11 protein-coding genes are annotated in these 13057 nt (G+C 71.1%); 8 read left to right on the top strand and 3 right to left on the bottom strand.

Going from position 1 to position 13057, the window contains the following annotated elements; genetic code table 11:
* Positions 1-777: 777 nt before the first annotated feature.
* The gene (locus ACFWGZ_RS02700; protein WP_382449705.1) at positions 778-1077 is read left to right on the top strand and encodes a hypothetical protein; all 300 of its coding nucleotides are present in this window, start codon (positions 778-780) and stop codon (positions 1075-1077) included.
* A 277-nt stretch (positions 1078-1354) separates the two neighbouring features.
* Here ACFWGZ_RS02700 and ACFWGZ_RS02695 read toward each other — a convergent pair whose 3' ends face one another.
* A complete protein-coding gene (locus tag ACFWGZ_RS02695) occupies positions 1355-1927 on the bottom strand; it encodes a M23 family metallopeptidase (protein ID WP_382449704.1) in 573 nt (190 codons plus the stop codon).
* A gap of 424 nt (positions 1928-2351) precedes the next feature.
* Positions 2352-3332 carry an esterase/lipase family protein gene (locus ACFWGZ_RS02690; RefSeq protein WP_382449703.1) on the bottom strand — a complete coding sequence of 327 codons (981 nt, stop codon included), beginning with the start codon at positions 3330-3332 and terminating at the stop codon, positions 2352-2354.
* Positions 3333-3468: 136 nt separating this feature from the next.
* Between ACFWGZ_RS02690 and ACFWGZ_RS02685 the strand changes: the two genes are divergently transcribed.
* From ACFWGZ_RS02685 to purH, 7 genes are all read left to right on the top strand, one after another.
* On the top strand, positions 3469-5148 hold the full coding sequence (locus ACFWGZ_RS02685) for a hypothetical protein (RefSeq protein ID WP_382449702.1): 1680 nt from the start codon (positions 3469-3471) through the stop codon (positions 5146-5148).
* 212 nt (positions 5149-5360) lie between these two features.
* Positions 5361-6527: an ADP-forming succinate--CoA ligase subunit beta gene (gene sucC / locus ACFWGZ_RS02680; RefSeq protein WP_382449701.1), complete on the top strand. Its 1167-nt coding sequence runs from the start codon at positions 5361-5363 to the stop codon at positions 6525-6527.
* 5 nt (positions 6528-6532) lie between these two features.
* Entirely contained in the window at positions 6533-7420 is an 888-nt protein-coding gene (gene sucD, locus ACFWGZ_RS02675) for a succinate--CoA ligase subunit alpha (RefSeq protein ID WP_382449700.1), read from the top strand.
* A gap of 196 nt (positions 7421-7616) precedes the next feature.
* Entirely contained in the window at positions 7617-8345 is a 729-nt protein-coding gene (locus ACFWGZ_RS02670; RefSeq protein WP_382449699.1) for a DUF5336 domain-containing protein, read from the top strand.
* A gap of 120 nt (positions 8346-8465) precedes the next feature.
* A complete protein-coding gene (locus ACFWGZ_RS02665; RefSeq protein WP_382449698.1) occupies positions 8466-10028 on the top strand; it encodes a DUF6350 family protein in 1563 nt (520 codons plus the stop codon).
* Between the two features lie 67 nt (positions 10029-10095).
* Positions 10096-10716, top strand: a complete 621-nt coding sequence (purN, locus tag ACFWGZ_RS02660) for a phosphoribosylglycinamide formyltransferase (RefSeq protein ID WP_382449707.1) — start codon at positions 10096-10098, stop codon at positions 10714-10716.
* Entirely contained in the window at positions 10713-12296 is a 1584-nt protein-coding gene (gene purH, locus ACFWGZ_RS02655; RefSeq protein ID WP_382449697.1) for a bifunctional phosphoribosylaminoimidazolecarboxamide formyltransferase/IMP cyclohydrolase, read from the top strand. Before purN ends, purH begins: the two co-directional genes overlap by 4 nt.
* 55 nt (positions 12297-12351) lie before the next feature.
* Here purH and ACFWGZ_RS02650 read toward each other — a convergent pair whose 3' ends face one another.
* Positions 12352-13047, bottom strand: coding sequence for a hypothetical protein (locus tag ACFWGZ_RS02650; RefSeq protein WP_382449696.1), 696 nt, complete (start codon positions 13045-13047; stop codon positions 12352-12354).
* Positions 13048-13057: the final 10 nt, after the last annotated feature.

Below are 13057 nucleotides of genomic sequence, written 5' to 3'. Positions count from 1 at the left end.
CTCCTCAGGTGTGGCCGCCTCTAGCGCGGCTGGGGACGGGGAGCCACCCGAACCGCACCACCCACACCACGCGCAGCCGCCCAACGCACCAGGCGTGCCATCAACCCACGACCGGCGCGGCCCCCCGGATCAGATTGGCGGGGTCCAGGGGCAGAGCCCCTGGGGAAAGCACGCAAGGCAACCCCACCCAAGCAACAGGGGAACGCAACAAGGCGAACGCACCAGCCAACGCAACCGGGGAACCGCAATCGAGGAACGCACCAGGGGAACCGCAACCGAGGAACGCACCGGGGGAACCGCAACCGGGGGAACCGCAACCGGGGGAACCGCAACCGGGGGAACCGCAACCGGGAACGCGACAGCCGAACGCAACAAGGCCAACACCCCCAACACACCCCACCCCAAAATTCCCCCCCAAATCCAGCGCAACGATCACCCGATTCACACGTCTATGTGGGTGTCGCAAGCAGCACAGCCAAGGGACCGTTCGGGCGGCCCCGAAGCAAAGAGGGCAGCAGGCGACCACAGGGGAGCGAAGGGACGGCGGGGGCCAAACTTCGCGGCGATGTGCGGCCGGACTGAACGGGAGAGCAGTCCGGCCGCACAGCAAGTCCGCACAGCAAGTCCGAAACACCAAATCCGCACACCAGGTCCGGATCTCAACGCCACTCAGGGCCAGAGCGAAAACGCCAGGTCAGCCCCAAGGCGTCAAAAATTGTCAGACCCCCCGAGCAGAATCATCCGCATGAGGTCATCAACCCGGCGGGAGAGCTCGAGATGGACCACGTCCTGGCCAACCTGCTCCACGAACGCGTGTTCGCCGTCCTCGCCCAGCTGGAGTCCCCGGAGACCAGCAGGCTCACGGCAGCCTGGCGCGCCCTGCTGCGCCACCACGAACAGACCGAGAGCGGGTCCTGCAAGGCGTGCGGCCCGCGCTGGCGCAAGCACATGTGCTCGGTCTGGCGGACGGCGGCGACGCACTTCCTGACCCGGGAACGCCTGGGGGAGCCGGCGGCGGAACACCGGCCGGACCGGTGCGAGGTCCGGCCCAAACGACCCGTTGCCTGGATCGAGTAACGGATCCGCTCCGGATCCCGACTCACCTTCCGCTGGAGCCGTGCGGAACAACCACGACACGGCCGCAGTTGGAACCGATGAGAGCGTCGTGAGGCTGCCCAAGCCTCCCAGCCCACACCTGGAGGTGGGTCGGCACCACCCGAGCCGTCAGAACGCTGCTGAGCCGTAATTCAGGAATTCGCGAACCTGAACTCGGCCGCGGCAGCCCGAGAGGCGGCGCCCGGCAGAACGGTCAGGGGGACCACTCAGCGCTGGGAGTTCGTGCAGGGGGAGCAGATCAGACGGTCACACCGCGAGCGTTGAGCCACGTGAGCGGGTTGATCTTCTGGCCGCCGGGGTTCCAGACCTCGAAGTGCAGGTGCGGGCCGGTGGAGAAGCCGCGGTTGCCCATGCGGGCGATCTGCTGGCCTGCCTTGACCTGCTGGCCCTCGCGGACCGAGTAGGTGTCGACGTGGCCGTAGACGGTGATCGTGCCGTCCTCGTGCTGCACGCGGACCCAGAGGCCGAAGCCGGAGGCGGGACCCGCCTCGAGCACGACTCCGTCGGCGGCGGAGAGGATCGGGGTGCCGATCGGGCCGGCGATGTCGATGCCGAGGTGCATGGTGCCCCAGCGGCCGCCGTAGCCGGAGGTGAAGTCACCGGCGGCGGGGCGGACGAACTTCGGGCGCTTCTTCTCGGCCTCGACGGCCTCGCGCTCGGTGGTGAGCTGCTGGCTGCGCAGGAGCTTGGCGGCTTCCGCTGAACCCTCGGACGTGGTCTTGGAGACCGCGAGGATCTGGGGCGCGGAGGCGGTGTCGCCACCCATGCCGTCGAACGTGGCGGCGCCGTCGGAGTGGTTCGCCAGCTGCACGTCGCTGCTGTCGTCCGCGCCGGCCTGCAGTGCCTGACCCGCACCCGCGGCGGCGAAGGCGCCTACCGCAACGGCGGCGACGACGATGCGTCCGCGAAGCGCCGACGGCGGCGGGGGGAGCCGGTGGGAGCCGACCTGGCGCGTCGAAGCGCGGTCGACTGCCTCTTCAAGTGCAGCACTGCGTTCATGGCCGCCGGGGGAGCGGTGGTGACTCAAAGCTTGCCCTTCCGCCTTCGGGGAGCCTGATCTGTGGACCGCCGGGCGGGGGATTCCCGGTGAGTCAGCTTTCGGGGTTCTGACTCGGTGTCCTTCTGTGATCAGACCGTGACAACGGACCGGGGGACAGTAACGGCGCGAAGCCTCGGAGGGCAAACCCCAGTTCGTTATGTCCACCGAACAGGCGGCGACCAGTGGGTTTCAACTGTCAACTGTGACGGTCGGTCGTAGCGGGAGGCTGACACGCCTCGCCGCCAGCGGCAATGGGGTGAGCCGACGAGTCATCCGATCGGGTGATGGCCGTCACAACTACGTGAAGAGTCCTCGTGTCAACCGGGAGGGAGAGGTGACCTGAATCACGTATCTGGTGCTCCTCGACGACCAACGAGGGGTGCTCCAGCCGGGCGTTGCGCTGCGGGACGATGACCTGGTCCATCTCCGACCACACGGCGACGAAGCGCGTGCGGCACGGCCGGCACGGCTCGGCGAGCTCCTCCATGAGGTCCGAACCCGGACGGAGCTGCTTCGTGAGCGGGGTGGGCAGCAGGTAGGCGGTGAGGGTGCCGCGGTGAGGCGTTCCCAGTGTCACGAGGGTGCGAACGCGTGCGTCGCCGTGCAGCCGTTGCACGTAATACCTGGCGATGAGCCCACCGAGTGAATGGCCGACGACGTGCACCTGGTCGGAACCGGTCTGCTCGCAGATCCGCTCGATGTGCGCGCCCAGCAGGGCGGCGGACCGGCGCACGTCCCCCGTCAGGGCCGTCAGCACGCTGTAGTTGATGGCGTGGACGACCCCGAAGCCCCGCCTCCGCAGCGCCCCCGACAGCACCGCGAAGGCGGATCGGTTGTCCCCGATGCCGTGCACCAGCACGATTGGGGTGCCCGCCGCGTCCATGGCCGAAACCACCAGGCCGCGCTGGCGCGGGGGCAGGCCGTCGGTGCGGTAGTGCCGGAAGTGGCCTTCCGGGCGCAGCTGCTCGGTCACCGCGCCCCACGGGTAGAGCACCGCGTGGGCGGTCAGCCAGGCCGCCTCCATCGCGACCCCGCGCAGGCCGCCGGGCGTGGCCACGGCGCGCAGCGCGACCTTGACCTCCTCGGCCACGTCGCGTGCCGCGTGCACTCCCGAACCGGCACGATCGAGGACCGCGTCAGTCAGACGCGCCGCCCACGACCGGCCGTTGTCGCTCATGTCAGCGACGGTAAGTGATGGACTCACCGACCAGGAGTACCCATCCGACGGTTTTCCACATGCGAACGAAACTCGTCTTGTCCGGTGGCCGACGTCCGCACGAGACCCCGCGGCGGTGTTGCTAGGTTCGCCCGCGATGACTCGAACCGAGCTCGAGAACCAGACCCCGGCGGCCACCCGGCTGCGCACCTCGTGGGGCCTCGCCGCGGCGGGCTCCCTCCTCCTCGCCGCAGGCCCGCTGCTCGGCGTCGTCGACGGCGCGGAACCCGCGTTCACGTCGTGGCCCCTGCTCGCCCTGCTGGCGCTGCTGCCGCCGGTCGTCGCGGGGGTGCTGCTGTTCCGCGGCCGCCCGTTCGTCGCGGCGGGGCTGCTCGCCGCCGCCGGTGTCCTCTCCGTCGGACGGCTGCTGAGCGACCTGCAGGTCGCCGTCGCCCCGATGGCCGTGGCGCGGCCGGAGCTCTTCCGCCCGGCCACCCTGCTGGCCGTCACCCCCTCCGCCGGGGTGTGGCTGCTGGTCGCCGGGCACGCCCTGGTGATCGCGGGCGGCGCGCTGTCGGCCGGCCGGGCCGGCATGCCCGCCGACGAGTCGGAGCCCCCGACCCTGGTCGCCCTGCCGGTGATCATCGCGGCCGTGGCGGCGATCGGGCTGCTGGGCAAGCCGTTCCTGTCCTCCGACCCGTTCCAGCTGGACCGGGGGCCGTGGGACCTGCCGGTGCTCGGCCTGACCGGCGGGCTGCTGCTCGCCATCGCCGCGCCGCTCGCCACCGCGCTCGCGGCCAGCTCGCCCGACCCGGACACCCGCCAGGGCGGCACGCTCGGCGTCGCGCTCGCCCTGGTCGCCGTCGTGCTGCCGCCGCTCGCGGCCGGCACCGCCGCGACCGGCCTCACCATCAGCGCGGGACCGGTGCTCGCGCTGATCGCCGCCCTGGTCCTGCCCGTGGTGCCCCTGCTCGGCCGCCTGGTGCGCCTCGTGCGCGGCAAGCGGGACGAGGACCGCGACCTCGCGCTGCCGTCGGTGCGGCGCATGCACGTGGCAACCGGTGTCCTCTCCGTCCTGGCCGCCGCCGCGATGCTCGGCGGCGCCCTCCTGCCCCAGCTCGTCCTCGCCACGGGCGGCGCGGCGCCGGGCCTGTCGTCCGCGAACCTGCTGTGGGTGGCCGCCCCCGCGTTCGGCGTGCTCGGCCTGCTGGTGCTGGTGCCGGCCGCCGCCTCGGTGGTGCGCCCGGCGCTGTACCTCTCCTACTTCGGCATGCAGCTCGCCGCGGCGAGCGCCACCGACCCCGTGCTCGACGCGAGCCGGCTCGGCATCGCCCAGCCGGGGGCGGGGTTCTGGCTGATGGTCGCGGAGCTCCCGCTCGGCCTGCTGGCACTGGTCTGCGCGAGCCTCGCCGGTGCCGTCGAACGCGAGGACGAGGACACGGGCGAGCGGGAGCAGATGCCGCTGACCGAGCTGGGCGCCGCACTGCTGGCCGGCTTCTTCGCGCTGGGCGCCTTCGTGCTGCCCACCCTGCGCGGGGACAAGTACGAAGGAGCGACGGTCGTCCCCGACGGCGACCCCGCGCTGTCGTGGTCCCTCCTGGTCTCGCTGGTCGCACTGATCATCGGCATCGTGGTCGCGCTCCGCTCGAGGCCCGCTCGCGGCGCCGCCGTGCTCGTGGGCGGGGCCCTGCTGGTCGGGGTGCGCGCGCTCGAACTGCCGCTGACGGGCGACCGGGTCGAGGGCGCGGTGGCGGCTTCCGGCACGTGGCTCGCGCTGGCCTCGATCGTGGCGCTGCTGGTCGCGGCGGGCCTGATGGGCGCTCGCGCAACGCGGTGAAAGACGTCGTGAGCGTGCGTTTCCCCGTGAGCCGCACACCCGCGTGATCGACCTCACCGCCGTTGAGACCGACCTCACCGGTGGTGGCGTGCGAGCGGTACCCGCAGGTCGATAGTGTCTGGGCCCAGCCGCGTCAAGTGGGTTCGCTTGGCCCCTTGAGGACCACCCAGGCGCGGTGTTGTGTTCCGACACCGACGTCGCAGGAGACCCGAGTGGACCTGTACGAGTACCAGGCGAAGGACCTCTTCGCCGCCCACGGCGTCCCGGTACTGCCGGGCGATGTGGCCACCAACCCCGCCGACGCCAAGGCCATCGCCGCGAAGTTCGGCCAGGCAGTCGTCGTCAAGGCCCAGGTCAAGGTCGGCGGCCGCGGCAAGGCCGGCGGTGTGAAGCTCGCTTCCACCGCCGAGGAGACCGAGGAGAAGGCCAAGGCCATCCTCGGCCTCGACATCAAGGGGCACATCGTTCACCGCGTGCTGGTGACGCCCGCCTCCGACATCGCGGAGGAGTACTACTTCTCCTTCCTCCTCGACCGCGCCAACCGCACCTTCCTCGCCATGGCGAGCGTCGAGGGCGGCATGGACATCGAAGAGGTCGCGGCCACCAAGCCCGAGGCCCTCGCGAAGATCCACATCGACGCCATCAAGGGCGTCGACCACGCCAAGGCCACCGAGATCGCCGACGCCGCGAACTTCCCGGCCGAGGTCAAGGACCAGGTCGTCGACACCATCGTGAAGCTCTGGGAGACCTTCGTCTCCGAGGACGCCACGCTGGTCGAGGTCAACCCGCTCGTCCGCGACCCGCAGGGCAAGATCGTCGCCCTCGACGGCAAGGTCACGCTGGACGAGAACGCCGGCTTCCGCCACCCGGCCCACGCCGAGCTGGTCGACAAGGCCGCGGAGAACCCCCTCGAGGCCAAGGCCAAGGAGAAGGGCCTCAACTACGTCAAGCTCGACGGCGAGGTCGGCATCATCGGAAACGGTGCCGGTCTGGTCATGTCGACGCTGGACGTCGTCGCCTACGCCGGTGAGCAGTACGGCGTGAAGCCCGCGAACTTCCTCGACATCGGCGGCGGCGCGTCCGCCGAGGTCATGGCGAACGGCCTGGACGTCATCCTCGGCGACGAGGCCGTCCGCTCGGTCTTCGTCAACGTCTTCGGCGGCATCACCGCGTGCGACGCCGTGGCCAACGGCATCGTGAAGGCGCTGGAGATCCTCGGCGACTCGGCCACCAAGCCGCTCGTCGTCCGCCTGGACGGCAACAACGTGGAGGAGGGCCGCGCGATCCTCGCCGAGGCCAACCACCCGCTGGTGACCGTTGTCGACACGATGGACAACGCGGCCGCCAAGGCCGCCGAGCTCGCGGCTGCGGGGGTCTGAGTCAGATGGCTATCTTCCTCAACGAGAACAGCAAGGTCATCGTCCAGGGCATGACCGGTGCCGAGGGCACCAAGCACACCAAGCGCATGCTCGCGTCCGGCACGAACATCGTCGGTGGCGTGAACCCGCGCAAGGCGGGCGAGAAGGTCGACTTCGACGGCACCGTCCTCCCGGTCTTCGGCACCGTCAAGGAGGCCATGGAGGCCACCGGCGCGAACGTGACCGTGATCTTCGTCCCGCCGGCCTTCTCGAAGGCCGCCGTGGTCGAGGCGATCGACGCCGAGATCGAGCTGGCCGTCGTCATCACCGAGGGCATCCCGGTGCACGACACCGCCTACTTCTGGGCGCACGCCGTCGCGACGGGCAACAAGACCCGCATCATCGGCCCGAACTGCCCCGGCATCATCAGCCCCGGCAAGTCGAACGCCGGCATCATCCCCGCGAACATCGCGGGCGCCGGCAAGATCGGCCTCGTGTCGAAGTCGGGCACGCTGACCTACCAGATGATGCACGAGCTGCGGGACTTCGGTTTCTCCACTGCGATCGGCATCGGTGGCGACCCGATCATCGGCACCACGCACATCGACGCCCTGGAGGCCTTCGAGGCCGACGAGGAGACCGTCGCGATCGTGATGATCGGTGAGATCGGCGGCGACGCCGAGGAGCGCGCGGCCGCGTACATCAAGGAGAACGTGACCAAGCCGGTCGTCGGCTACGTCGCGGGCTTCACCGCCCCCGAGGGCAAGACCATGGGCCACGCCGGCGCCATCGTCTCGGGCTCGGCGGGCACCGCGCAGGCGAAGAAGGAGGCCCTCGAGGCCGCCGGCGTCAAGGTCGGCAAGACGCCGTCCGAGACCGCCTCGCTGATGCGCGAGATCATGAAGAGCCTCTGAGCTGTGCGCGAACGCCGTCACGATGCGGACGGTGTGCACGAACTCGCAGCATGAGCACCCCTGAGGGCCGGATTCCGAGTACTTTCGGAGTCCGGCCCTCGCTCATACGGCGGAACCGAGATGATCCGGTCACCGTCTGAGCAAGCGAGTCGGCTAGCGTTTTGAGAATCACTCGGTTGGAGGAGGAGACCTCGACATGTCCGTGCCTTACGGCGCACCCCAACAGCAGCCGCCGGGTCCGGCACAGCACCAGGCACCTCATCAGGCCCCTGGCGCCCCCGGCGCCAACAACATCAACCTCGGCCTGATCCTCCCGCTGGTCGCGGCTGGTCTCGGCCTCGTCGCGTACCTCGTCGCGTTCGCGGACGACGTCAGCGGCAACGTCACGTACCTGCTCGCCGCGGGCCTGCTCGCCGGGCTCTCGGTGCTGCCGAGCGTCCCGAGGGGCTTCGTGCCGGTCGCCGCGGTCCTCGCGGCCGTGCAGACGCTGCTGCAGCTGCAGGGCATCATCAAGGTGTCTTCCGTGCAGGGCCTCGACATCGTGCTGCTCATCGTGGCGTTGCTGGAGACCGCGGCCATCGTGCTCGCGTTCCTGCTCGCCGAGGGCATCGTGAAGTTCGAGCCGAAGCCCGCGAACCCGTACGCGGGTCACCAGCAGGGGCAGCAGCCCGGTGGCTGGAACCCGCAGAGCGGCTCGTTCCCGCAGCAGCAAGCCCAGCAGCACCCGCAGTCCGGTGCCTTCCCGGCCCAGCCGCAGGCGCCGCAACAGCAGCAGTCCTTCGGCCAGCAGTCGTTCGGTCAGCAGCCGCAGCAGCCCCAGCAGCAGCCGGGTCAGCCGCCGCAGCAGACCAGCTTCATGCCGCAGCCCGGCCAGTTCGGCTCGCCGGGCACGCCGCCCGGTGGCTTCGGCGGACCGCAGCAGTAGGTCCGCAACACCGTTCGACCCCAGGGGTGGTGCCGGTCTCGTCCGGCACCACCCCTGTCGTCTTACCCGGCGTGCCTGACCTGGATGGACCGGCCGGCCTGACACAGTGGAGAAGTGCCCGTGCTGCAACGCGATGTGACCCGCGAGGTCACCACCGTGCGTCCGCCGGAGTTCTCGCGGTCCGAGCGGGTGCGAGTGCTCGTCGCGGCCGCTGTCGGGTCCGTGGTCGTCGGGTACGCGGCGGTGGCCGCCGTGCTCGCGCTGGTCTCCGCCACGGCGACGTACGCCGAGTTCTCCACCTCCGGGGTGCTGAGCGCCGCCGCGCCCGCGTGGCTGGCCGCGCACCACGTGCCGTTGCGCTTCGACGCGGGACAGCTCGGCGTGCTGCCGCTGCTGCCGACGGCGTTGCTGATGCTGCTGGTCGGCCGCACGGCCGCGGGCACCGCCGACCGCCTCGGCCTCTACGAACCGCTGCAGGCCCGCGGCGTCGTGCTGAGCATCGCCGGCGCGCACGCCGTCGTGGGCGGCGCGATCGCGTTGATCATGGGCGACGGGGTCGTGCGCGCCACACCCGCCGTCGCGTTCTTCGGGTGCGCCGCCGTGTCCGGACTGGCCGCGACGATCGGCGTCGCGCGCCGCTGCGGTCTGGTCGAGGTGGTGTTCGACAAGCTCGACCCGGTGGCGCTGCACGGGTTGCGCGCCGGGATCATGGCGCTGTTCGGGCTGGTCGGCCTGGGGTCGCTGGCACTGGCGGCGGGGCTCGCGGCGTCGTGGCCCACCACGAGCGGGCTCTTCGCGGAGGCGGGACCGTCGCTCGGCGTCGGCCTCGGCGTGTTCCTGCTGTGCGTCGCCTACCTGCCGAACGCGATCATCGCCGGCTTCTCCTACGTCGTGGGGGCCGGGTTCTCGCTGGGCGGGGTCGAGATCTCGCCGACGCGGTTCGTCGGCGGCCCGGTGCCGCCGGTGCCGCTGCTCGCCGCCATGCCCGACGACAAAGCCGTGTGGAGCCCGGTCGTGCTGGTGGGCGGGGCCGCGCTCGGCGTGGTGGTCGGCTGGACCTGCCGGAAGGTGTCCGACCGGCCGTCCTCGCGGGTGCGCGCGGTGCTGGTCGCCGCCGTCACCGCCGGCGTGGCCAGCCTCGTGCTCGCCGCGACGGCCGGTGGGCGGCTCGCGTCCGGCGCGTTCGACCCCGTGACGGTGCCCGCGGGCCTGCTCGCGCTGCTCGTGGCGGGCTGGGTGCTGGTGCCGGGTGCGCTGGTCGCCTGGCTCGCCGGCACCCGGTCGAAGCCCGCGGTGGCGGCCGGCTCGGCGGAGTTCGTCGAGCCCGACTTCGACGAGGAGGCCGGGGAAGCGGCCGACCCGGACGTCGTGTTCGAGGACGACGAGCTCACCGACGAGTTCGAACAGCTCGAGGTCGTGGACGGCGACGAGTTCGAGGTCGAGGAAGACCTCGAGACCGACGACCACTACGACGAGGACGAGTACGACTACGAGGACGAGCTCACCGACGAGGAGCTGTCCGACGAGGAACTCGACGACGACGAGGCCGGCGAAGTCGTGGACGAGGAGGAAGAACCCCTCGCAGACGAGGACCCCGAGTCCGACGAGGAGCTCGACGCGGAGTTCGACGAGATGCTCGGCATGGAGTCCGAGGAGGACCTGGACGGCAAGCCGGAACGGTGACGTCATAGGCTGCCCCTGAGCTGCTGCAACACCGCCGCACAGACCAGGCAACGCCCAGGAGTAGACGCTGAGCACCGAACTTCGGCTTCCCGCACCGGCGCGCGTCGTCGTACTCGTCTCCGGTTCCGGAACCCTCATGCAGGCCCTGCTCGACGCCACCGACCTCCCGATCGAGGTGGTCGCCGTCGGCGCCGACCGCGAGAACATCGAGGGCCTCAAGCGCGCCGAACGCGCTGGGGTGCCGCACTTCGCCGTGAAGCTGCGCGACCACGCCGACCGCGCGGCCTGGGACGTCGCCCTGACCGAGGCCGTCGCGTCCTACGAACCCGACCTGGTCGTGTCCGCCGGCTTCATGAAGATCATCGGCGAGCGGTTCCTCGCCCGCTTCGGCGGCCGGATGATCAACACCCACCCCGCGCTGCTGCCCGCCTTCCCCGGCGCGCACGGGGTCCGCGACGCGCTCGATTACGGCGTGCACGTCACCGGGTCGACCGTGCACCTGGTGGACGCGGGCGTCGACACCGGGCCGATCCTCGCGCAGGAGGCCGTGGTCGTCGAACCCGGCGACACCGAGGAGACCCTGCACGAACGCATCAAGGTCGTCGAACGCCGGCTGCTCGTCGAGACGGTCGGCCGACTGGCCCGTGAGGGCTGCACCGTGAACGGACGAAAGGTGAGCATTCCGTGACGACTCCTGGGACCACTCCTACCGAGAGGCGACCGGTCCGCCGGGCCCTGATCGGGGTCTCCGACAAGGCCGGCCTGCTGGAACTGGCCACCGGCCTGCACGCGGCCGGAGTCGAGATCGTGTCCACCGGCGGCACCGCGAAGGTGCTGGCCGACGCGGGCGTCCCCGTGACGCCGGTCGAGCAGGTCACCGGGTTCCCCGAGTGCCTCGACGGCCGGGTGAAGACGCTGCACCCGCGCGTGCACGCCGGCCTGCTGGCCGACCTGCGCAAGGACTCGCACGTCGAGCAGCTGCGCGAGATGGACATCGCGCCGTTCGACCTGCTGGTCGTGAACCTGTACCCGTTCACGCAGACCGTCGCGTCGGGCGCGTCGGCCGACGACTGCGTCGAGCAGATCGACATCGGCGGCCCCGCGATGGTCCGCGCGTCGGCGAAGAACCACGCGAACGTCGCGGTCGTCGTCGACCCGGCGCGCTACGACTGGGTGCTGGAGAACGTCCGCGAGGGCGGCTTCACCCTGGCCGACCGGCAGCACTTGGCCGCGGACGCGTTCCGCCACACCGCGTCCTACGACGTGGCCGTGGCCTCGTGGATGGGCAATGTCCTGGCGCCCGACGACGAGGGCAGCGGCTTCCCCGGCTGGGTCGGCGCGACCTGGAACCGGTCGAACGTCCTGCGCTACGGCGAGAACCCGCACCAGCACGCCGCCCTGTACGTCCAGGGCGACGGCCGCGTGGGTCTCGCGTCGGCGAAGCAGTTGCACGGCAAGGAGATGTCGTACAACAACTACCTCGACGGCGACGCCGCCTGGCGTGCCGCGTGGGACCACGAGCGCCCGTGCGTCGCGATCATCAAGCACGCCAACCCGTGCGGCATCGCGGTGTCGGACCTGAGTATCGCGGACGCGCACCGCAAGGCGCACGAGTGCGACCCGGTCAGCGCGTTCGGCGGCATCATCGCGGCCAACCGCGAGGTCACCGTGGAGATGGCCGAGTTCGTCTCGGAGATCTTCACCGAGGTGATCATCGCTCCGTCCTATGCGGACGGTGCGGTGGAGGTGCTGCAGCGCAAGAAGAACGTGCGCATCCTCGTGGCCGAGGCACCTGCTCGCGGCGGCGCGGAGATGCGTCCGGTGTCCGGCGGTCTGCTGCTGCAGCAGCGCGACGCCATCGACGCCTCCGGTGACGCGCCGGCGAACTGGACGCTCGCGTGCGGCAAGCCCGCGGACGAGAAGACGCTGGCGGACCTGGAGTTCGCGTGGCGCGCCATCCGCGCGGTGAAGTCCAACGCGATCCTGCTGGCGGACGACGGCGCGACCGTCGGTGTCGGCATGGGCCAGGTCAACCGGGTCGACTCGTCGCACCTCGCGGTGAAGCGCGCCGGTGAGCGGGCCCAGGGCGCCGTGGCGGCCTCGGACGCGTTCTTCCCGTTCCCGGACGGGCTCGAGGTGCTGCTGGAGGCCGGCGTGCGCGCGGTCGTGCAGCCCGGCGGGTCGGTGCGCGACCCCGAGGTGATCGCGAGGGCCGAGCAGGCGGGCGTGACGCTGTACCTGACGGGCACGCGCCACTTCGCCCACTGAGGTTTCCGGTGTCCGGGGCCGTCTTCCCACGCGGGAGGCGGCCCCGGTCGCGTCGCTAGAGCTTCGCGACCATCTCCGCCGCCATGCCCTTCGCGGCTTCCTCGAGTTCCGCGGAGTCGGGCTTGGTGGCGCCGAACAGGCCCGCGTCCCACCCGGTGAGGTCGACCTCGACCACGGCGTCGCCCTTGCGCACGACGACCGACATCCGCGTGTACGCCGACTCCGTCTCCACGAGCACCGCCACTGCCTCGTCCCCCAGGCCGCTGAGCCGCTTCTGCATGGAGCGTCCCTGCGCGTTCTCGCCCTTGCGCACGACGCTCCGGTCGTAGCCGGCCTCCGCGTCCTTCTGGTCCAGGGCGACGGAAACGCTGGTGGAGCGCTGGCCGGACCCGTCCTCGCCCTTGGTCTGGTTCCACGAGCAGAGCACCCGCGTGCCGGAGGACAGCTTCGACTCGCGTGAGGCGCTGCCGTTCGGGTTCGTCGTGCGCGCCTGGGCGAGAGCGGCCTCGGAGATGTTGCCGCAGATGCCCGGCAGCACGTCGGAGCGCTTGGCCGTGCCGCTGTCGGCGTGGGTGAAGAGGTAGAGCACGCCCACCGCGGCGCCGCCGCCGAGCAGCAGGATGCCGGCGATGATCCCGATCGCCAGCGGAGCCTTGCTCCGCCCGGGTGGTTGCGGCGGGTGGGGTTGCCAGCCCGGGGGCGGCGGTCCGCCGTACGGCTGCTGCTGCCAGTTCTGCGGTGGTTGGTTCATGGTTTCCCCA

Origin of the sequence: Lentzea sp. NPDC060358 (genome assembly GCF_042725365.1) — a bacterium.
Taxonomy (GTDB): Bacteria; Actinomycetota; Actinomycetes; order Mycobacteriales; family Pseudonocardiaceae; genus Lentzea.
Note: the sequence above shows the minus strand (reverse complement) of the source record. Positions and strands in the feature narration are given on the sequence as shown.

What these genes read in the sequence shown, in the direction of transcription:
- ACFWGZ_RS02700 (WP_382449705.1), top strand. Translation starts at nt 778, where the DNA reads ATGGACCACGTCCTGGCCAACCTGCTCCACGAACGCGTGTTCGCCGTC.
- ACFWGZ_RS02690 (WP_382449703.1), bottom strand. Translation starts at nt 3,332, where the DNA reads ATGAGCGACAACGGCCGGTCGTGGGCGGCGCGTCTGACTGACGCGGTC.
- ACFWGZ_RS02685 (WP_382449702.1), top strand. Translation starts at nt 3,469, where the DNA reads ATGACTCGAACCGAGCTCGAGAACCAGACCCCGGCGGCCACCCGGCTG.
- sucD (WP_382449700.1), top strand. Translation starts at nt 6,533, where the DNA reads ATGGCTATCTTCCTCAACGAGAACAGCAAGGTCATCGTCCAGGGCATG.
- ACFWGZ_RS02670 (WP_382449699.1), top strand. Translation starts at nt 7,617, where the DNA reads ATGTCCGTGCCTTACGGCGCACCCCAACAGCAGCCGCCGGGTCCGGCA.
- ACFWGZ_RS02650 (WP_382449696.1), bottom strand. Translation starts at nt 13,047, where the DNA reads ATGAACCAACCACCGCAGAACTGGCAGCAGCAGCCGTACGGCGGACCG.